Source organism: Pseudoalteromonas sp. SWXJZ10B, assembly GCF_015864475.1.
GTDB classification, from domain to species: Bacteria; Pseudomonadota; Gammaproteobacteria; order Enterobacterales; family Alteromonadaceae; genus Pseudoalteromonas; species Pseudoalteromonas arctica.
Genome location: NZ_JADYXD010000005.1, coordinates 49,566 through 71,230, shown reverse-complemented (window position 1 = coordinate 71,230; position 21,665 = coordinate 49,566). Strand labels below are relative to the sequence as shown.

General features: G+C 36.2%; 18 protein-coding genes. 16 read left to right on the top strand and 2 right to left on the bottom strand.

Annotated elements, in window-relative coordinates; all coding sequences use genetic code 11:
* Positions 1 to 17: 17 nt before the first annotated feature.
* The 4 genes from I6F54_RS06475 (at position 18) to I6F54_RS06460 (ending at position 4,071) form a co-directional block, all read left to right on the top strand.
* Complete coding sequence (locus I6F54_RS06475) at positions 18 to 977, top strand: hypothetical protein (RefSeq protein WP_165728159.1); 960 nt, start codon at positions 18 to 20, stop codon at positions 975 to 977.
* A gap of 460 nt (positions 978 to 1,437) precedes the next feature.
* Complete coding sequence (locus tag I6F54_RS06470; RefSeq protein ID WP_169061002.1) at positions 1,438 to 2,280, top strand: hypothetical protein; 843 nt, start codon at positions 1,438 to 1,440, stop codon at positions 2,278 to 2,280.
* A 112-nt stretch (positions 2,281 to 2,392) separates the two neighbouring features.
* Complete coding sequence (locus I6F54_RS06465) at positions 2,393 to 3,262, top strand: glycosyltransferase family 2 protein (RefSeq protein WP_165728161.1); 870 nt, start codon at positions 2,393 to 2,395, stop codon at positions 3,260 to 3,262.
* On the top strand, positions 3,259 to 4,071 hold the full coding sequence (locus tag I6F54_RS06460) for a glycosyltransferase (protein WP_165728162.1): 813 nt from the start codon (positions 3,259 to 3,261) through the stop codon (positions 4,069 to 4,071). Before I6F54_RS06465 ends, I6F54_RS06460 begins: the two co-directional genes overlap by 4 nt.
* Positions 4,072 to 4,418: 347 nt before the next feature.
* Here the strand turns inward: I6F54_RS06460 and I6F54_RS06455 are convergent, their stop codons facing one another.
* Entirely contained in the window at positions 4,419 to 5,801 is a 1,383-nt protein-coding gene (locus I6F54_RS06455; RefSeq protein WP_197140422.1) for an MBL fold metallo-hydrolase RNA specificity domain-containing protein, read from the bottom strand.
* A gap of 1,164 nt (positions 5,802 to 6,965) precedes the next feature.
* Between I6F54_RS06455 and rfaH the strand changes: the two genes are divergently transcribed.
* On the top strand, positions 6,966 to 7,451 hold the full coding sequence (gene rfaH, locus I6F54_RS06450) for a transcription/translation regulatory transformer protein RfaH (protein ID WP_197140420.1): 486 nt from the start codon (positions 6,966 to 6,968) through the stop codon (positions 7,449 to 7,451).
* 305 nt (positions 7,452 to 7,756) lie between these two features.
* On the opposite strand, the gene I6F54_RS06445 is transcribed toward rfaH, so the two are convergent.
* Positions 7,757 to 7,951 carry a hypothetical protein gene (locus I6F54_RS06445; RefSeq protein WP_197140418.1) on the bottom strand — a complete coding sequence of 65 codons (195 nt, stop codon included), beginning with the start codon at positions 7,949 to 7,951 and terminating at the stop codon, positions 7,757 to 7,759.
* A gap of 503 nt (positions 7,952 to 8,454) precedes the next feature.
* Between I6F54_RS06445 and I6F54_RS06440 the strand changes: the two genes are divergently transcribed.
* From I6F54_RS06440 to I6F54_RS06390, 11 genes are all read left to right on the top strand, one after another.
* Positions 8,455 to 9,570, top strand: a complete 1,116-nt coding sequence (locus I6F54_RS06440) for a polysaccharide export protein (RefSeq protein WP_197140416.1) — start codon at positions 8,455 to 8,457, stop codon at positions 9,568 to 9,570.
* A gap of 12 nt (positions 9,571 to 9,582) precedes the next feature.
* Positions 9,583 to 10,017, top strand: a complete 435-nt coding sequence (locus tag I6F54_RS06435) for a low molecular weight protein-tyrosine-phosphatase (protein ID WP_197140414.1) — start codon at positions 9,583 to 9,585, stop codon at positions 10,015 to 10,017.
* Positions 10,018 to 10,032: 15 nt separating this feature from the next.
* On the top strand, positions 10,033 to 12,282 hold the full coding sequence (locus I6F54_RS06430; protein WP_197140412.1) for a polysaccharide biosynthesis tyrosine autokinase: 2,250 nt from the start codon (positions 10,033 to 10,035) through the stop codon (positions 12,280 to 12,282).
* A gap of 341 nt (positions 12,283 to 12,623) precedes the next feature.
* Positions 12,624 to 13,904: a Vi polysaccharide biosynthesis UDP-N-acetylglucosamine C-6 dehydrogenase TviB gene (gene tviB, locus I6F54_RS06425; RefSeq protein WP_197140410.1), complete on the top strand. Its 1,281-nt coding sequence runs from the start codon at positions 12,624 to 12,626 to the stop codon at positions 13,902 to 13,904.
* A 14-nt stretch (positions 13,905 to 13,918) separates the two neighbouring features.
* Positions 13,919 to 14,875, top strand: a complete 957-nt coding sequence (locus I6F54_RS06420; protein ID WP_197140408.1) for a Gfo/Idh/MocA family oxidoreductase — start codon at positions 13,919 to 13,921, stop codon at positions 14,873 to 14,875.
* A 2-nt stretch (positions 14,876 to 14,877) separates the two neighbouring features.
* The gene (locus I6F54_RS06415) at positions 14,878 to 15,453 is read left to right on the top strand and encodes an acyltransferase (RefSeq protein WP_197140406.1); all 576 of its coding nucleotides are present in this window, start codon (positions 14,878 to 14,880) and stop codon (positions 15,451 to 15,453) included.
* 148 nt (positions 15,454 to 15,601) lie between these two features.
* Complete coding sequence (locus tag I6F54_RS06410; RefSeq protein WP_197140535.1) at positions 15,602 to 16,687, top strand: DegT/DnrJ/EryC1/StrS family aminotransferase; 1,086 nt, start codon at positions 15,602 to 15,604, stop codon at positions 16,685 to 16,687.
* Positions 16,687 to 17,904 (top strand): lipopolysaccharide biosynthesis protein, encoded by a 1,218-nt coding sequence (locus I6F54_RS06405; RefSeq protein ID WP_197140403.1) that lies wholly within the window; start codon positions 16,687 to 16,689, stop codon positions 17,902 to 17,904. Before I6F54_RS06410 ends, I6F54_RS06405 begins: the two co-directional genes overlap by 1 nt.
* 1 nt (position 17,905) lies before the next feature.
* The gene (locus tag I6F54_RS06400; RefSeq protein ID WP_197140394.1) at positions 17,906 to 19,216 is read left to right on the top strand and encodes a hypothetical protein; all 1,311 of its coding nucleotides are present in this window, start codon (positions 17,906 to 17,908) and stop codon (positions 19,214 to 19,216) included.
* 136 nt (positions 19,217 to 19,352) lie between these two features.
* Positions 19,353 to 20,501, top strand: coding sequence for a glycosyltransferase (locus tag I6F54_RS06395; protein WP_169044978.1), 1,149 nt, complete (start codon positions 19,353 to 19,355; stop codon positions 20,499 to 20,501).
* A complete protein-coding gene (locus tag I6F54_RS06390) occupies positions 20,501 to 21,613 on the top strand; it encodes a glycosyltransferase family 4 protein (RefSeq protein WP_197140392.1) in 1,113 nt (370 codons plus the stop codon). The genes I6F54_RS06395 and I6F54_RS06390 overlap by 1 nt, the downstream gene beginning before the upstream one ends.
* The last annotated feature ends 52 nt before the right edge of the window (positions 21,614 to 21,665 follow it).

The following is a 21,665-nucleotide window of genomic DNA, read 5'->3' as shown; positions in this document are numbered from 1 at the left end:
ATTTCGAAGGTATTAAAATGGATTTTCAAGGTCGCAAAATATTATTTATAGGTATTGGCTTTTATGATTATGACAAATTAATTGTTGAAAAATTAAAGAACAAAGGAGCGGTAGTTAATTATATCTGCCAATCTCATCGTAATAGAGTAATGAACCAATTTGCTAAGTTTAAATCTGCGAGCCATATAGAAAAAAAACACTCAGAAAAGCATCTATTTCTTCAGCTAGATAATCAAACAAACTATGATTATATCTTCGTAATTAAAGGGGATAGGCTTTGCTCCCAACATATTGATATGTTGAAAAAAAACAACCCAAGTGCTACTTTTATCTTATATCATTGGGATAGTATCAGAAGGGTTGAAGGGGGGGCAAAAATTGCGAGCTTATTTGATAGAGTATGTAGCTTTGATCGTTTGGACTGCAATAAATATTCATTTGATTTTATACCCCTTTTCTATAGAAATAGAATTGAACGGAAAGCTACTTATAAATATGACATTTCTTTTGTGGGCTGGTTGCACTTTAACCGTTTAGACTTGCTAAAAGATATTGCATTAAAAATGGATGTTGTAAACAAGAGCTATAAGTTTTACTTGTTTACGAATCCAATAAACTGGTTTAGGTTAAATATTCTAAAAAGAATAACATTTATCCACAGGAAAACATTAGCTTATAGTGAATATTCGGAAATTGTGAGTAATTCTAATGCGATTTTAGATTTCCATCATCCAAAGCAAGATGGACTTACAATGCGAACAATTGAAGCATTAGGTGCAAATAGAAAAATTATTACGACGAATTCAGATATCAGGCATTACGATTTTTATGAATTTAAAAATGTATTTATTTTAGATGATGATGTAGAAATACAGAGCCTTATTAACTTTATTAATGAGGATTTCTCGCCTGTTCCTGAGTCTATTTTATATCAATACTCGATGGATGCATGGCTTGATAAAATATTTTCCTTTTAGCACGTCGCTGTTGGATCTAATGTTGTAGGGTGGGCTCTGTCGCTGAGAGCCATGCCATACAAAAGGTGGGTTTTAAAAAATTCATCTTTTTTCTATTAAAATAATTTATAAGTAGCTACCAGTGATAAATTCTTTCCTTTTTGTAATCATCACCTTTGTCGTCACTAGAAATCTACCTTTTTCTACCCTTGCACCTATCGCTAACTTTTGCGTCTTGTGCCTTGTCATAATTGGCTTTCTTCATTGGTTCAAAAAAAGAGACAAATATATCGGTTTAGCTTTTTTACTGATTACATTTCTCGCTTCATATAGCTTATTTTTTTTAGAAAATGATCCGTTACTTATTATGCGGTTTTATATAATTTTACTGTCTTTACTATGTGTACATTTCATTCCATTTAATAGCTTAAAATCATTAAATATCGTGATTGGACTGCATATTCTTCAAGGTATTGTTATTATGGCTATATCTTTGTACCTTTATTCGACTTGGGAAGTATCAAGTTATTTACCAATTAGGCATTGGTTTTTAAATAACGGTTTTGGTGATGTGTATACATATGGAAACGGCTTCTTCCGAGTTCAAATTAAAGGGAATGCTCTTATTCCTTTTTTTGCCATGGTATCTAATTTTTTATATTTGAAAACACAACAAAAAAAGTATCGATTTAGTGAAGCCTTCCTATTGCTTGCAACACTCTTTGCTGGCAACTTTATGTACCTAATTGGTTGCGGCTTTTATTACATTTGTACTTTCTTGATGCAAACTAACTATTTAAGTAAGGTTAGGGGGTTGAAGAATATAACGTTATTGTTTGCATCTATTTTAATTATACCGATAGCGGTTACCTCTGCTGTGAATGTGATTGAAAAAAAGTCCACAGGACAAGTCTCATCTATAGGCACTCGTATAGATCAGGCTGAAGTATTGCTTTCTGATATGAGCGATGATGTATTTACTGTACTAGCTGGTAAGGGGCTGGGCAACACGCTCGATGTTACGACAAGTGCGAGAGATTATACTGGTAATATTTATTTTGAACTACAAGGCGTCTATTTTTTAAATCAATTAGGCTTTATCTTTTTAGCATTATATATATTAGCTTTGTTTTATCTCTATAGTAAATTTATATATTTTAACCATTTAGGTTTAATTTATTTATCCTATGTTGGTTATGCTATATCAAATCCGTACATTTTGGATACTAATCATATAATTGTAATTATAACACTCTGTTTATTAAGTAGGTTAATCAGAGCCAATATGTTAGTGACTGGAAAATTCAGTAGGAATGTATATTAAGTAGTTTTAGTGTTTATAAATAGAAAAAATTAAAGTGGGAAATTAACTGGTTTTTTCTTAGATGTTTACTAAGGCAAGTGTTTATTTATATAAATGTGATTGAGTTATAATTATGAATGAAAAAGTTTTTTCTGTATTAGTCTTATATAATGCAACCCAAACTGAAGCTGAAGTCGCTGTTAATAGATTGGTTGAGTTGGGTACACAAGTGGTTGTCTGTAATAATTCAAAATATGATGTTGAAATAAATATAAGCGATTGTGTAAAAGTATTTAATTTTAGGGAAAATTTAGGAATTGCAAAAGCTCAGTCATTAGGAATGGATTGGGCTTTTAATAATGGTGCTGACTTTGTATTGCAGATGGATCAAGACAGTGAGCCTGATAGAAATCTACCTAGTAAATTACTAGAGTGCTATCATGAATTAACACAAAATAATTATTCTGTAGGTTTAGTCGGTTGTCAGGATTATGATAAAGATACGTTAGAAGTTAATGAGGCCAAGGTTTCTAAAGGGCAAAGTGTTTATTGTTCAGAGTATATCTCCGTGTCTAGTGTTTTAAGCTCAGGTAGCCTAATACCAAAAGAAGTATATTTGCAGGTTGGAGGGATGGATGACGATTTATTTATCGATGCAGTTGATTTTGAATACTGCTGGAGAATCAAAGCTGCCGGCTATTTAGTTATAAAAAATAACAAAGCAAAGCTTGCTCATAAATTAGGCGATGGAAATAAGAAAATACTGCTTTTTATTAATGTAGGTGTTTGTAGTCCTATTCGACATTATTACCAATTTAGAAATACTCTACTTTTGATGAAACGTGGTTACGTACCTATCTATTGGAAAATATCTAGTTTAGCAAAGCTACTTTTTAAACTATTTATTTATCCATTTACATTACCAAACGGGTATGTACGTTTTAAATACATGTTAAAGGGGATTAAAGATAGTTTGATGGGGCGAGTAGGTATAGTTACATGAATTTTTCTGTACTAATGTCAGTATATTGCAAAGAAAGTGCACTATTCTTGGATGAAGCGCTAAGAAGTATTTACAATCAAACTATAAAACCTACTGAGGTTGTACTCGTTCAAGACGGACCTCTCTCCAGAGAGCTATATGCTGTTATTGAGAGCTGGAAATCTAAATTAAACATAGTCGATGTTTTAATGAAAGATAATGTTGGTTTGGGGGCGGCTCTAAATGAAGGTTTGAAATATTGTCGTTACGATTTTGTAGCCAGAATGGATACGGACGATATTGCCCTTGAAGAACGCTTTGAGCAGCAGCTTTCTATTTTGACATCTTTAAACGTTGATGTTTGTGGCTCGTGGATCAGCGAATTTGACGATGATCCAAGTATCATCTTATCAATAAGAGAGGTTCCCGAAAAACATTGCGATATAGTTAAATTCTCTAAGTCAAAAAATCCAATCAATCATCCATCAGTTATGTTCAAAAAAAGGGTGGTAGAGCAAAGTGGTGGCTATCAGAATGTGTTGTATTTTGAAGATTATTTCTTATGGTTGAATTTAATTAAAGCGGGGTTTGTTTTTTACAATATACCTGCAGCGTTAGTGCATATGAGAGCTGGTTTTAATCAATTATCTAGGCGAAGTGGTTATTTATACTTCAAGCGAGAGCTGTATTTTTATAAGTGTTGCTATAAAAATAAATTATTACCTGCAGGTCATATACTAAAAAGCTTAGCATTAAGAATGCCTATAAGGCTTCTACCTAAGGTTATTATCGCGAAAATTTATACATTGATTAGAAATAGAAAAACCTAGGAGTAATCCCTTTTTTAAGTAAGCTTTGTAGCATATTGAGTTTTGTCGAGGCTTCTATGTTAGTTTAATTACTGTGTTACAGGAAAAGTAAGTAATTAAAAATAGAATAAACTTCAGCTTATTACTCACGCTCGTTGAGCTCATCAGCTTAGGTAGAAGAATTGAATTGCCCTTAATTAAAGAATCTAAGGGCATTAAATGCTTTGTATTTGTCCGTTTGTTACATCATTGTTAGAAATCGTTTAGCCTCGAAGTTGAATGTTCTGTTGTATCCTAACTTGGGAAAATAAATATATTCTAGTTTGTATTCTATAGACTAAGCTGTGATAAATACGGCATTAACTTTTTTATTTATAAGTATTATTTCCGATTTCTATAAATGTTTTTTCGTCTAAAACCTTCTTGTACCTTACTGCTAACGCACCTTTTGCATCATCATCCCCATGTACAATTTTTATCAGGCTTGGCTTTTTATGCATACCTGTAACAAACTTAATTAATCCGTTTTGATCGGCATGGGCGCTGTACCCGCTAATTGTATGTACTTTTGCGTTTATAGTAATGCGAGCATCATTTATAAAAACATACCCATTACGTGGTCCATATGTTTGAATTTCACGGCCTAAAGTTTTATTACCTTGGTAACCTACAAATAATATATCGGTGGTTTTATCATTTAAAAATCGCTCAAGATAATTAACTATTCGGCCACCAGTACACATACCGCTTGCCGCTAATATTATGGCTGGTGTTTGCCGCGAACTTAAATAGTTAATAATAGCCATGTGCTCTTTGTGTGAATCAACCGTAGTTAGATTTTTAAAATCGAGCGGGTGTCTGCCATTTGCAACTTTACGTTTGGCTTCGCTATCCCATAGGTGTTTAAACTTTTTGTATTGCTCAGTAAAATTGGCTGCCATGGGGGAGTCGAGTATTACGTTAATGTCTCGCCACTTAGACTTTTTAGATGAGCTATGTATGAGTTGCTCTAGCTCGTATAGCAGCTCTTGTGTGCGGCCAATACTAAAAGCAGGTACTAAAACAACGCCATTGTCGGCTACGGCGCGTTCAATAATGTTTTTTAGCGTTTTAGTACGCTCTTTACGGCCTTGGTGATTTTTATCACCGTAGGTTGATTCAATAACTAGGGTGTCGGCTTTATAGGGCGGCTTAGGCGAAGGGAGTAGCGGGGTGTATGGCGCACCCAAATCTCCTGAAAATACAACACGGTGTTTGTTGTTATCACCATTTGTAATATCAATTTCAACGTAGGCAGAACCCAATATATGCCCAGCACGCTGAAATCTCGCTTTAGCTTTATTGAGCCCTTTGCAAGGTAGTTCAAACCACGTTTTATAATCAACAGCTACTATGCGCTTATTTAATAAGCTTAAGCAGGCAGCTATAATTTTAGGGTCGCGGGTTACACCTACTTTTAAAGCATCTTCAATTACCAAAGGTAATAAACTGGCCGATGCAATACTTGTAAAAATAGGGCCCTTAAAACCGGCTGCTAATAAGTAAGGAATTCGGCCAACATGGTCAATATGGCAATGGGTAACAATAAGGGCAGTAACATGGGTAATATTAAACTCAATTGAAAGATCGACTTTAGAGTCTTCGCCTTGAAATAACCCGCAATCAATAAGCACACTTGTTTGCTCATTAACTACCAGCTCGTGGCACGAACCAGTAACGCCGTTAACCGCTCCGTGGTGAAGTATTTGCATTGTGCTTCCTTGTCATCAATTTGTTACATTGAATTTTAAGGTAGAAGTAAAGCCATAATTATTCAAGGTTCTAACGCTTGAGCTAAATTAATAACCTCACCTTCAATATATTATCTGTAGGTGCAAATTCACTTCGCGCTTATGTTTTAACTCCTAAAAAAGCGAGGTATAAAACCTCACCTACAAATATGTACCAACCTGTAGGTGCGAATTTATTTCGCGCTCATGTTTTAACACCTAAAAAGCGAGGTATAAAACCTCACCTACAAAATGTACCAACCGGTAGGTGCGAATTTACTTCGCGCTCATACTTTAACTCCTAAAAAGCGAGGTATAAAACCTCACCTACAAATATATACCAACCGATAGGTGTGAATTTATTTCGCGCTCATGTTTTAACACCTAAAAAGCGAGGTATAAAACCTCACCTACAAACATGTACCAACCGGTAGGTGCGAATTTACTTCGCGCTCATGTTTTAAATCCTAAAAAAGCGAGGTATAAAACCTCACCTACAAACATGCACCAACCTGTAGGTGCGAATTTACTTCGCGATCATGTTTTAAATCCTAAAAAAGCGAGGTATAAAACCTCACCTACAAATATGTACCAACCTGTAGGTGCGAATTTACTTCGCGCTCTTACTTTAACTCCTAACAGCAAGCGAGTTATAAAACCTCACCTAAGAACATGTACCAACCTGTATGTGCGAATTTACTTCGCGCTCATGTTTTAACACCTAAAAAGCGAGGTATAAAACCTCACCTACAAACATGTACCAACCGGTAGGTGCGAATTTTCTTCGCGCTCGTGTATTAACACCTAAAAAAGCGAGGTATAAAACCTCACCTACAAACATGCACCAACTTGTGCGAATTTACTTCGCGCTCTTACTTGTATATTTATTAAAAAAATATTCATTAAATTTTTTAATAAATTTTCGCAGCTAAACTTTTGTTTAGCCCAATCTAAACATAGCTTTATAGGTACTAAACTAGCGTTAAAGCCTTTACTCCCTTTAAACTCAATAACAATATTTATTAAAGTGAGTGGCTATTAACCACTAAGGCGTATTTACATAGGCACTCTATGTTGGCTATAATGTCGCCGCTGTTTAGTTTGGAATTGTATTTTTTGCAATTTAGTTATGTATTAAGGGCTACTATGGAATGTTGGTATTTAGTCGTATGCAAACCAAAGCAAGAAGAACGAGCCAAAACTAACTTGCAAAATCAAGGGATTGAAGCGTTTTACCCCAAATTAACTACCGAAAGGTTGGTTAAAGGTCGGCGTACCGTCAAACACACTGCTTTATTCCCTAATTATTTATTTGTATGCCTTGAATCAAAAAATGGTAATTTTTCTGCTGTAAAAAACACCCGTGGAATAGGCGGTTTTGTTTCTTATGGAGCAAATTATCAGTTGGTTTCTAAGCACATAATTGACCAGCTAAAAAATGAACGTTCACACAGTACTGAATCACAAATACCAAAAACAGGTGATGTGGTAAGTGTGAATAACGATTCATTCAGTAATATACAAGCAATATACAAAGAGCCCGATGGCGACTTGCGCAGTATTTTACTAATTAACTTACTTAATCAAAAAATTGAAGTAAGTGTAGATAATAAAGATATTAAGCAACAATAACTAAAAACGTAGCAGCGGCTTTATGCCGCGTAAAATAGCTTTATATCAGTAAGTAGGAACTGTAACCTAAGGGCGGAAGCGTGCCTAAAGCACTTAAAGCTACATGGTTAAGTTCACTTGTAGACGCGCAGCTTGCTGGCGTGACGAGCAAAGCTCGTAATAAGGGTTATTCACAAAAGGGTTAAGGGCACACTGCGCTTTAGAGAAGTAAACAGCCTAAAGCACTTGTTTAAATGGCTTCTCATTTACTCCTCATTTGCTTCTCTTTGTGCAATTATATTTTAAGTGATTTATTCATAAAGAAGTTAAGAGCGCGCTGCACTTTTAAGTGAAAGCCCAGCGGCAAAGTTTAACACCGTGGTTAAGTTCACTTGTAGGCGCACAGCTTGCTGGCGTGACGAGCAAAGCTCGTAATAGGGTTTATTCACAAAAGGGTTAAGAGCACACTGCGCTTTAGAGAAGTAAACAGCCATAAAGTACTTGTTTAAATGGCTTCTCATTTACTCCTCATTTGCTTCTCTTTGTGCAATAAAGCTTTAAGTGGTTAATCTACGAAGAGATTAAGAGCACACTGAGCTTTAGAGAAGTAAACAGCCTAAAGTACTTGTTTAAATGGCTTCTCATTCGCTCCTCTTTGTGCGATGAAGCTTTAAGTGGTTAATCTGAAGAGGTCGAGCACACTGAGCTTTAGAGAAGTAAGCAGCCATAAAGTACTTGTTTAAATGGCTTCTCATTTACTCATCATTCGCTTCTCTTTGTGCAATTGGTGATTAATGCGTTAAGTGTTTTACTGAAAACGGCTATCAATTAAATTTATTCATAAAGACCTTATGAAAATACTGATATAATTTCAGTGCTAATTAAAAACTTAGTTACAAAGCTTTTACAAAGCAAAGACTATTGCTTCACAATAGTGCACATGCTTTAATTAGTCGGCTAAAATACAAGTGCTCACCAAGGTTGGTGAGTAAGTGCAATATTAAAATAATTTTGGGATTCTACAATGGCGTTAAGCTGTAAATCACTCGCATCAATACTCGCAATACTAAGCATGACCGGCTGTACAATAGTACCAGGCAGCCACTTTGAAGGTATAGACTCAGGCGAGCAAACACAAAACCTCGAACAAGATCTCGAAAAAGTAAACATTCAAATAATCGACTCGCTACTAATAAATAAACAAAATCAAGCGCGTATAGCAGCTAAACCAATTTCAAGCACCGATGGTTTAAACGTAAGTAACTACGAATACAAACTAGGTGTTGGCGACGTACTAACAATAGGCGTATGGGATCACCCAGAGCTAACAATACCTGCAGCAGTACAACGTACCGCAGAATTTGACGGCTTTAGAGTACAACGAGACGGCACCATTACTTACGCCTACGCACCAAATATACCCGCTGCAGGTAAAACAATAAGCCAAGTACGCAATGAGCTTGTTAAACGCCTAAGCCGAGTAATAGAAGACCCTCAAGTAGACGTAAAAGTAGTTGGCTTTAGAAGCCAAAAAACCTACGTTACCGGCGAAGTAAACAAGCCTGGTGTATACCCAGTAACCGAAATTCCATTGACCCTAATTGATGCTTTAAACCAAGCAGGCGGCTTAACTGATGCAGCCGATTGGCGCACAGTAACATTTACCCGTGGCGATAAAACAGAAGTTATTAAACTTGATGACTTTTATGCCCATGGTGACATTTCGCAAAACCGTTTATTACAACATGGCGACATAGTGCATGTAAATCGTAACGATGCACAAAAAATATTTGTATTAGGTGATGTTAAAAAAGCAGGTTCAGTAACGCTTAACCGTTATGGTTTAAACTTAGCCGAAGCGCTAAGCGACTCGGGCGGCTTAAACGAAGCAACAGCAGACGCTAACGGCGTATTTGTACTGCGTAAAAGTGACCTGGAGCAAACCGGCGTTATTGCAAACGTATACCAGTTACACGCTAAAAATATAGCAGCAATGGTATTAGCTGAGCAGTTTGAGCTACAACCGCGCGACATTGTATATGTAACATCGGCACCACTTGCCCGTTGGAACCGTGTAATTAGCTTATTATTACCGTCGGTAGCATCGGTTGATAGCCTAGACGATATTTCATCAAACTAAGGGTTTTTAAAAATGTTTGATTCAGTTTTAGTGGTGTGTGCAGGTAATATTTGCCGCAGCCCAACAGGTGAGTATGTTTTAAAGCAAAAGCTTGAAGGCAAAAATATTAAAGTATCGTCTGCTGGGTTAACAGCACTTGAAGGCAAACCAGCAGATGCGAAAGCAAAACAAATAGCGCTCGCACATGGCGTTAATATGGATTCTCACCAAGGCCAGCAGCTTACATCAAGCTTAGTTGCGCAAAATAGCGTAATACTCGTAATGGAAGAACGACATTTAAGCGACGTACATGCACGCTACCCAGAGGCGCGCGGTAAAACGTTTTTACTCGGTAAGTGGATTAATAACGCTGAAATTCCAGACCCATATCGCCAAAGCCAAGAGGCTTTTGAACATGTTTATACATTAATCGACAGCGCGTGTAGCGCTTGGCAAAAGTATTTATAAGGAATGGCTAATTTAATGAATACCCAGCCGAATAACAGCTCAAGTAGCGCTAATAATAAAAGCACTAACAACACACAACCAACGCAAGAAATTGATTTAATGGCGCTACTAGGCGCATTGCTAGATCGCAAATATTTCATAGTAGCCGTAACCGCACTGTTTATGTTTGTCGGTGTTACTTATGCTGTATTAAGTACCCCAGTTTACGAAGCAACAGCGATGATACAAGTTGAAGACGGCAGCGCATCAGTCCCTGGTTTTGACGATATGGCAGGCATGTTCGAAAGTACATCGGCTGCGGTAACCGAAATAGAGCTACTAAAGTCGCGCAGTATAATAGGAGAGGCAGTAGACACTTTAAAGCTTGATATTATAGCAGAGCCAAAACTATTCCCATTTATAGGTAGCCGCGCTTATCGTAAATTTACTCCAATGGAAAATGGTGACTTAGCAGAGCCAAGCTTTGGTGCTAAAAGCTACGCGTGGGGTGGTGAGAGCATAAACGTATTTAGGTTTGATGTACCACGCTTTGCAATTAATCAAGGGTTTACCTTGGTAGCACAGGCTAATAGTAGCCTTGTACTTTTAAATGGTGACGGCGAGAAAATATTATCGGGTAAAGTGGGCGAGGAGCTTACAAGCGGTAAATTTAACTTAACTATTCGTACTTTAAATGCACGCCCTGGTACAGAGTTTATAATTACCCGTAAAGATCGCTTAAATACTATTCTGGATTTACAAACAGCTATTGGCGCAAGCGAAAAAGGTAAAGACTCTGGCATAATTAACTTAAGCTTACAAAGCACTAAACCAAGCTACGCTGAAAAAGTGCTTGATAAAGTAGCGGCTATTTATGTACGCCGCAATGTAGAGCGCAATAGTGCCGAAGCACAAAAGTCGCTTGAATTTTTAGAGGTACAATTACCTGAAATTAAAAAACAGCTTGAATACGCAGAGAAACGCTTTAACGACTACCAAATTAAACGCCAGTCAATAAACATAACGCTTGAGACCCAAGGCGTGCTTGAACAAGTTGTAAAGCTTGAAACTAAATTACAAGAGCTAAACCTAAAACGCTTAGATATTGGCCGAAAGTTTAAAAAAGATCATCCTTCATACCAAGGTATACTTGAGCAAATAGATGCTGTTGAAAGCCAAAAACAAGAGTTTGTTGGTGAGGTAGGTAACCTGCCAGAAACTCAACAAGAGCTACTACGCTTAAAACGCGATGTTGAGGTAAGTAACCAAATTTACACATTACTGCTTAGTAAAACACAAGAGCTTGATATAGTCCGCGCAGGCACTGTAGGTAACGTACGTATTATTGACTATGCTGAGGTAAATACCAGCAAGCCAGTCAAGCCTAAAAAAGCATTAATCGTGGTAATGGCTACTATGCTGGGTGGAATGTTAGCCGTGGCTATTGTGCTTATACAAAAAGCAATGCACAAAGGCGTTGAAGACCCAAGCGAAATTGAAGCGCTAGGCCTACCGGTATACGCAAGTGTACCGCACTCAGATTATCAAGATAAACTAAGTGGCTTTGCTGAACGAGCCCGTAAAAACAAAACGAATAAGCCTAAAAGTATACTCGCGCTCGATAACCCAGCTGACCTAGCAATAGAAGCACTACGTAGCCTGCGTACCAGTTTGCACTTTGCGATGATGGAAGCTAAAAACAATATTATTGCTATATCGGGCCCAAGCCCAAGCGTAGGTAAATCATTTATATCGGTTAACTTAGCAAGTGTGCTTGCGCAAAGCGGTAAAAAAGTACTTATTATTGATGCCGATATGCGTAAAGGCTACTTACAAACGCAGTTTGGTTTAAAATGGGACGATGGATTAAGTGATTACTTGTCGGGCCGTTTAAATCTAGAGCAAGTTACTAAACCAACCAAAGTTGAAGGCTTAAGTGTTATTACGCGTGGGCAAATACCGCCAAACCCGTCTGAATTATTAATGCATAGCAACTTTAGCAAATTAGTTGGAGAAGTAAGCGCCGCTTACGACATTATAATTATCGACACCCCTCCAATACTTGCAGTAACCGACCCGGCAATTGTAAGTGCACATACAGGCACTACATTACTTGTAACACGTTTTGGACAAAACCATGTGCGTGAAATAGAGTTAACCCGTAATCGTTTTGAACAAAACGGTATCGATGTAAAAGGCGTGGTATTTAACGGCGTAGTTAAAAAAGCCAGTAATGCATACGGCTATTACGGGTATTACAACTACGAATACAAAAGTGATAAATGATTTATTAACATGGGCCTATTGGGCACTTTTTAATAAAAGTACAAAAGCAAAGTATTACAATGAGATAGTCTAAATTGACTATCTCAATTTAGAAAAAAGTGTCTCCGTGATTAATTAAAAGGCTGAGATACTATATAGTAGAAACGCAATTTTTTGGTGAGATGATGTTCACTTTTAAGCTGGCTTTAGAGTGTGCCTATTAGAGTTGATTGTAAGTAATTCTTCCTTAAACACCACAATTTAATAGCGCAGATGCGTAGACGTATTGTTTGATTTTCAGACTGATTTTAATATTTAATTTTACAAAGCAAACGCTTTATAACAAAACAAAGTGAGTATATATGCACGATTCATTAACGGACTTAAAAATTGGCATCATAGGCTTGGGTTACGTAGGCCTTCCATTAGCAGTTGAGTTCGGTAAAAAATACCCAGTATTAGGCTTCGACATAAACCAAAAACGTGTTGATGCATTAGATGCCGGTCATGATGCAACATTAGAAGTTAGTGATATTGAACTCGCTGACGTGAAAAACTTAACCTTCTCTTGTAATAAGCAAGAGTTGGCTGATTGTAACGTGTATATTGTAACTGTACCAACTCCTATTGATGATAGTAACGCGCCAGATTTAACGCCGCTTCGTAAAGCATCTGAACTACTTGGTGAGTTTGTAAAAAAGGGCGACGTCGTTATTTATGAATCAACAGTCTACCCAGGTGCTACAGAAGAAGTATGTCTACCAATCATTGAAAAAGTATCAGGACTCGTGTTCAATCGAGACTTCTTTGCTGGCTATTCACCAGAGCGGATTAACCCGGGTGATAAAGTAAATACTTTAACAAAAATAATGAAAATTACCTCAGGTTCTACACCTGAAGCAGGTCAATTTGTAGATGATTTATATAGCTCAATTATTACTGCTGGAACTCACTTAGCTGGCTCATTAAAAGTGGCCGAAGCTGCAAAAGTGATAGAGAACACGCAGCGTGATTTAAATATTGCAATCATTAATGAGTTTGCAAAAATATTTAACCGCCTTGGTATTGATACTGAAGAGGTACTTAATGCTGCTGGTACCAAATGGAACTTTTTGAAGTTTAAGCCAGGTTTAGTTGGCGGACATTGTATTAGTGTTGACCCTTATTACCTAACTCACAAAGCACAAGAAGTTGGTTACCGCCCTGAAGTAATCTTAGCTGGACGCCGTATTAATGATGGGATGGGTGAGTATGTTGCAACTCAATTAGTTAAAAAACTATCAAGCCAAAAAATTCATATCGATGAAGCAAAAGTATTAGTACTTGGCTTTACCTTTAAAGGCGATTGCCCTGATGTTCGCAATACCAAGATTGTTGATATAGTTAAAGAGTTAAAAGATTTTAACATGAGCGTTGATGTATATGATGACTGGGCAAACCCTGCAGAAGTAGAGCATGAATATGGTTTATCGTTGATTGATTCATTGAAAGAAAATCACTACGACGGCATCATTTTAGCGGTTGACCACAGTGAATTTAAAGAAATGGGAGTTGATGCTATTCGTAAGTTAGGTAAAGCAAAGCACGTACTTTACGATGTAAAGCATGTTTTTGGCCCTAAAGACTCAGACATTAGATTGTAATAAAGGATTTTAAAATGAAAAATTTCGCCCTTATTGGTGCCTCTGGTTATATTGCTCCACGCCACTTAAAAGCAATTAAAGAAACAGGCCATAATCTGCTAGTTGCCATGGATATTAATGATTCAGTTGGCATTATGGATAGCCATTTTCCTGACGCTGAATTTTTTACCGAGTTTGAAGACTTTACCGCATTTGTTGAAGATTACGCAATGAAAGGACAAAAGCTTGATTATATCGCTATTTGTAGCCCTAATTACTTACACGCTCCACACATGAAGTACGCCCTTAAAAATGGCATAGACGTAATCTGTGAAAAACCACTAGTACTGCATTCAGAAGATATGGATATTCTTAAAGCGTATGAAGTTAAGTATGACGCAAGCGTAAATTCTATACTGCAATTAAGGCTACACCCTTCAATTATCGCGTTGAAAGAAAAAGTGGCTGCTGCACCTGCCGATAAAGTTTTCGATGTTGATCTTACATATATGACGTCACGCGGTAAATGGTACATGAAATCGTGGAAGGGATTTGATCATAAATCAGGCGGTATAGCGACCAATATTGGGGTTCATTTTTACGACATGCTGCACTTTATTTTTGGTGACCTTAAGCATAACGAAGTTCACTTTAGAGATGAAAAAACTTCTAGTGGCTACCTAGAATATGATCGTGCCCGCGTTAAGTGGTTCTTGTCTATAGATTCGAGTAACCTGCCTGAAAATGCTGTTAAGGGTGAGAAGCTTACCTACCGCAGCATTACTATTAATGACGGGTCTAATACTGAAGAACTTGAGTTTTCGGGTGGTTTTACTGATTTGCATACACAAAGTTATCAAAATATTTTAGCCGGTAATGGTTTTGGTATTGACGAAAACCGTGTAGCGATTGAAACAGTAGAAAAAATTCGTGAAATGCCAATTGCAAAAGCAGGCGTAAAAGCGCACCCATTACTTTCAAAGGTACTATAACTATGAACTACCATGTGCATGAAAGCGCCATTGTTGATGCTGGCGCGAAAATAGGCACTGATACACGTGTTTGGCATTTTGTGCACGTGTGTAGTGGTGCTCAAATTGGTGACAAGTGTTCGCTAGGTCAAAATGTATTTATTGGTAATAAAGTGACTATCGGTAATAACGTTAAAATACAAAATAATGTATCTGTTTACGATAATGTTCATATTGAAGATGATGTGTTTTGTGGTCCAAGCATGGTATTTACCAATGTGTATAACCCTCGCTCATTTATTGAGCGAAAAACAGAGTACCGCGATACATTAATAAAAAAAGGTGCAACGCTTGGCGCAAATTGTACCATTGTGTGTGGTGTAACAATTGGAGAGTATTCTTTGGTTGGTGCCGGTGCAGTTATTAATAAAAACGTAGCAGCATTTGCATTGATGGTTGGGGTCCCGGCCAAGCAAATTGGTTGGATAAGCAAATATGGTGAGCAACTGGATTTACCTTTGAGTGGTAATGCACGTACTTTGTGTGAGCATACCGGCGAAGAGTATATTTTAGAAGGTGATGTGTTATTTATAAAATAATATTCACTTTCATTTAAACATCGCAAGTTATTAATAAGTTGGGCTTTAGTCCTCAAAGCCATTAGGTCCTTAGGATTTGGTGGCTACTATTTAATAAACATATACAAATCGGATATACTCCCACTAATTTAAAGAATTTAAAATGACGATACAATTCATAGATTTAGCCGCGCAATACCAACATTTAAAAACAAAAATAGACGCTCGCATTAAAACAGTGTTAGACCACGGTCACTATATAATGGGGCCAGAAGTGCAAGAACTTGAAGAAGAACTTGCAAAATACGTGGGTGTTAAACATGCCATTACCTGTGGAAATGGGACTGATGCACTTACACTTGCAATGATGGTACTTGACGTTAAAGCGGGTGACGCTGTTTTTTGCCCCACCTTTACGTTTTTTGCAACTGCAGAAGTAATTGCGTTTGAGGGGGCAACACCTGTATTTGTGGATTCAGATGAAGCTACATTTAATATTTGCCCAATCGACCTAGAAAAACGTATCCAAGCAACTATTGCTGAAGGTAAACTAATCCCTAAAGCAATTATTGCTGTTGATTTATTTGGCTTACCTGCTAACTATCCTGAAATTCAAACTATAGCGGCTAAATATAACCTTAAGCTTGTGGAAGATGCGGCGCAAGGGTTTGGTGGCAGCATTGATGGAAAGCGCGCTGGTAGTTTCGGTGATATAGCCACAACCAGTTTTTTCCCAGCTAAACCACTGGGTTGTTATGGTGATGGTGGGGCAATATTTACAAATAACGATGAATATGCAGAGTTGTTAAAGTCGTATCGTGTGCACGGTAAAGGTAAAGACAAATACGATAATGTGCGTATCGGTATGAATTCTCGTTTGGATACTATTCAAGCCGCCATATTACTTGAAAAGTTAGCTGAGTTTCCGACAGAGCTTGTTAACCGAAATAAAGTAGCTGCTAATTACGAGAAGACATTGGTAGATAAATATCAAACACCACTAGTCCCTACTGGTTATGTAAGTTCATGGGCACAATACACGCTAGTATCAACAAACCGTGATGCAGAAATGGCCGCTTATAAAGAGCAAGGTATACCCACCATGATTTATTATGGAACATGTATGCATGAACAGACTGCATTTAGCAATTTGAGTTATCAAGCTGGTGACTTCCCGATTGCCGAAAAGCTGGCAAAATCTGTATTTAGCTTGCCAATGCACCCATATATGGTTGAAGACAAGTCTAAACCATAATGTTAACGATAAAAAATGCATACTATCGCAAGATCGCAGTGCTTTTTTCAGGCACGGGTCTGGCTCAGCTGATTAATTTAGTTGGGCTTCCTTTTTTAACTCGTTTGTATTCACCAGAGCATTTTGCTTGGTTTTCGTTTTATTCCGCATGTGTTGCAATATTGACATTAGTTGCAACCTTGAAGTTTGAAAACCACATATTGTTATCAAAGTCGCAGTCTGGTGTTACTCATAGTGTTAGTTTAGTTAAAATAATATCTTTATTTGTTTCATCCTTTGTGGCTTTATCTGCACTTGTTCTATCTTTTTTTATTAAACTGAATTTAGAGTTAGTACTTTTTATTTCGCTAGGTAGTGGATTTGCTGCTTGGAATTTGGCAAATTATTATTTACTGAATCGATTAGGTGAATATTCTGCTATGGCGCGGAGTCGTGTCTTAGGTGCTGTTGTATTTTTAATAAGTGCAATTAGTCTTACTAACTTTATTTATGGATTACTTTGGGCTTCACTTGCTGGAGTATTGTCATCAGTCGTTTTTACTAGCATTAATGGGGGGGCACGTAGGGTTAATATTAATAAGTCTTTAAGGTTATTAAAATCAGAAACTAGCTATTATCGCATCGTACTCCCATCAAGCTTTTTAGATGTTTTATCAAGCCAAATCCCATTAATATTCAGTAAAGGCAATTTCTCATTAGATAAAGTTGGTAACTATGGGTTATACAATAAGTGTGTTTCATTGCCATCAGCTATTTTAGGGAAAGCTGTTGCGGATGTATTTAAGAAAGAGGCATTTAAGTTATTGAATGAAAATCAATCGGCTAAAGCTATCTATTTAGATACAGCGAAAAAAATGCTTTATATAGGACTACTTCCATATATATTGCTTCAATTTTATGGTGGCTATTTATTTATGTTTGCATTTGGAGCTGAGTGGTATTTTGCAGGTGAAATTGCTCAAATTATGGCTATTCGTTTTTATATGGGCTTTGTGATAAGTCCTTTGAGTACTATTATTTATTTTGGAAATTATAAGAAATTGGACTTTATTATTCAATTTTTAATGGCTCTCTCCATAGGTGCATGTTTGATTGTAAGCTACCTATTCAATGATTTTCTGCTGATGATAAAAGGGCTGACTATTATTTATGTCGTTAAATATATCTTACAATTTTGGGTCGGTTACAGGATCGCTTGCAGTAAGGTAGTTTATTAATATGAGCTGTTTCTTATTGTGGGTTAGTGCAATAACACAATTATTTTTATTAGTAATTTATTTTAGCTTGAATCTATCTACTGAACCTGGGGTAATGGGCATTCTTTGCTTACTACTTTCTGTCTTTTTTTGCATTATAACGCTTGTTTTTTTATCTGAAAAGGCAGTACTGCTTAAGTTGACATATAGCATGAGCAGTCTAGTTGTTTTTATTTTATACTTTTTAATGAATTTCCTCTGGGATAGTCAGTCTATATCAGATTTTAAAGAAGTTACTATAGGTACTTCTGGTGGAGTTATATTTGCAATAATAGCAGGCTGCACATCTTCACTTTCTCTCGGCTCATTAAGTAAATGCTTTAGCAAGGACTTTTTTTATATACAGTTAACCAAAGTCTCATTTCTTGTAATAATGATCGTATCTTTATTGCTAGCTGTAAATGTTTTTTTATCTACTATAGGTAATATCCGAAGTGATATATTTCTAATTGAAGATCAGATGGGATTGTACCAGCGACCAGGGAAAATAATGTTAATGCTCTATATATTGCTAGCTACTTTATTTGCTTTTATGCAGCAGTATATAAGAAAAGATTTTTTTTGGAATGTAAGTGCATTATGCCTTTTGATAATATTGGCAGTTATTTTAATTGCTCATTCACAACTTATAGGCAGTAATTCAGGCTCTGTGACCGTTGCTATCATAATGTTCGCAGTCTGGTCTTATTGGTTTATTATTGGCACTAGAAAATTTGTAATACTTAAAAAGCCATTACAACTAAGGAAAATAATTTTTAGTTGGATAACAAGAAAGTTGATTTTATATTTTAGCTTGCTATTATTTTTATTTTTTATATCCCTATTTTTATTTATTGACTTTGACATAAGTCAATTAAGGATATTTGGATTTGGTTCAGGAGCTAATAGCTCAGTAGATTCGAGGATTGATATATTAAAAGAAAATTTTTTAGTCCAATTATCTTATAATCCCATATTTGGTAATACTATTGTTGATGATTTAACTACTGGTAGTGGTACGTACACTCATTCTTTAATTTCACTATTAACTCATCTTGGCATCGTTGGTACTGGCTTGTTTTTGATTATGATATTCTTAATTTACCATGATATTTATACCCCTCAATCTAAATGTGATAACTACTATCATACCAACAGCTATGCATTATTTAGACTGTTTATTTTAACTAGTGTGATAATTTTTACCTTGTTTACAGCATTTTTTACTTGGATGCCTCTCTGGTTCTCTATAGGACTGTTAGGCGTATCATTTAATTTAAAAGGATCTTATTAATTTTTGATTGCCTATTTGGAATAAAGTGCTCTGCAGTAGGCTTAACTCTAGCTTAGTTCTTTGCAATTACGGAGTACTCTAGAATAATTTTTGGGTCTATGATTGTACAAATAAATAATTAATGGAAGTAAAAAAAATGAATAATATTCATATTAATATTAATGAATTTACCAATGCAAGTAGGGTTTTAAAGCAAACAAACTCTTTGATTAAAGGTGGTGTATTTGAACACATCTCTATCATTGCCCTTGGAGCAAAGGGTTTACCTGAATTTGAAAAACTTTCTGATGGAGTAAGTCTTTACAGGATAAAGCTCCTTTCCAGAAAACTTCCAAAGAATTTATTTTTTCAAGCTTTAAAATATATTGAGTTTTTATTCAGGGTAGTTTTTTTAATCTCTAAAATGCAAGCTAAAGTTGTAAACGTTCACTCCTTAAGTCTTTTACCTATTGGACTCATATCGAAAATCTTTCTTAAGAGCTCTTTAATCTATGATACACATGAGCTGGAAACTGAGCGTAATGGCCTGTTTGGGCTCAGAAAAAGAATAAGTAAATTTACTGAAAGAAAAATAATAAAATACGTCGACATGACTATAGTTGTGAGTGAGAGTATCGCTGACTGGTATAAAGATGAATATAATATTCAACGTCCACCTGTCGTTTTGAATGCACCAAATCATCGAGAATTAAAAGTTAACAACCACTTTCGTGAGCAATTAGGTATTAGAGCCGATCAAATCATTTTATTATATCAAGGCGGTTTAGCTTCTGGTCGTGGAGTTGACTTGATTTTAGATGCATTTAAAACACGTACCAATGATGATTTAATCGTTATCTTTATGGGGTACGGAAAGTTAGAAAAAACTATCAAGATAGCTTCAGAGCAATATGATAATATTTACTTTTTTCCGGCAGTTCCACCTGAAGTTGTTTTAGAGTATACGGCCTCGGCAGATGTTGGGATTTCATTAATCGAAAACACTTGCCTTTCTTACTATTACTGTATGCCTAATAAGTTGTTTGAGTATGCTATGGCGGGGTTGCCTGTATTGGTTTCTGATATGAAAGATATGTCTGAGCTAGTAACTAGGCAACAGATGGGTGCTGTAATCAGTGCTCCTTCGGCTATAGATATAAACAAAGCTGTAGATAATTTATTACGAAGTGATTTAACTCAAATGAAAGAAAACGCTTACCGTGTAGCAAATGAAAACGCTTGGGGAATTCAAGAGATAAAAATGTTGAATGCTTATAAAGAAATGTTTAAAAGAGATGGGGAATAATGGTGGGGAAAGTAGTACATCTTACATCTGCGCATCCTAGATTTGATACGCGAATTTTCGTTAAAATGTGTTCATCATTAGCTAGTATGGGGTTTGAAACTTCTCTTATTGTCGCAGATGGTTTGGGAAATTGTCGAAAAAATAATGTTTTGATCATAGATGTAGGAGCGAAGCAAGGCGGCCGTATATCTCGTATGACTAAGACAGTTTATAAGGTATATAAAGCAGCTGTTGCTGAAGATGCTGATGTTTATCATCTTCATGATCCAGAGCTGCTTAGTATTGCTTTGCTCTTGAAATATAAAGGTAAAAAGGTGATTTTTGATGCACACGAAGATCTGCCTGTTCAAATTATTAGCAAGCCTTACTTATCGCCAAGAGTAGCCAAAGTAATATCAAAAATAGCAGAAATTTATGAGAGTTTTTTATGTAAACGTATTGATGCTGTTGTTGCTGCTACCCCCTTTATTCGAGATAAGTTTCTGAAGATAAATTCTACTACAGTTGATATTAACAATTTTCCTAAGGTTGAAGAATTTATTAACATTGATACAGCTAATTTTTCTCAACGTGAGTCTTGTTGTTATATAGGTGGAATTACCAAGGTTAGAGGGATCTATGAAATAGTTGCTGCTATGGAGTTGAGCAAAGCTAACGGTAATTTATTATTAGCTGGTAACTTTTTAGAAAAACAGGTAAAAAATGACGTCGTAAAACTTGATGGCTGGAACAACGTTGATGATCTTGGTTGGTTAAATCGTGAAGAAATAGCTGACGTTTTAGGTAGCTCTTTCGCTGGATTAGTTACTTTGCATCCAATAGAAAATTATAAAGATGCGCTCCCTGTTAAAATGTTTGAATACATGGCTTCAGGAATACCAGTAATAGCTTCAAATATTCCATTATGGAAAGAAATAGTTGAAACTGATAATTGCGGAATCTGTGTTGATCCTTACTCTAGTAATGAAATATCTGATGCAATGAACTTTCTTGCTCATAACCTTGAGATTGCAAAACAGATGGGGGCTAGAGGTCGAAATGCTGTACTTGAAAAATATAATTGGCGGATTGAGGAGGCAAAATTACTCCAACTTTATTCAACATTAATCTAAGATATTAACTTATATACCTTTGTTTCTAAAAATAAAATCTTTAAATCTATCA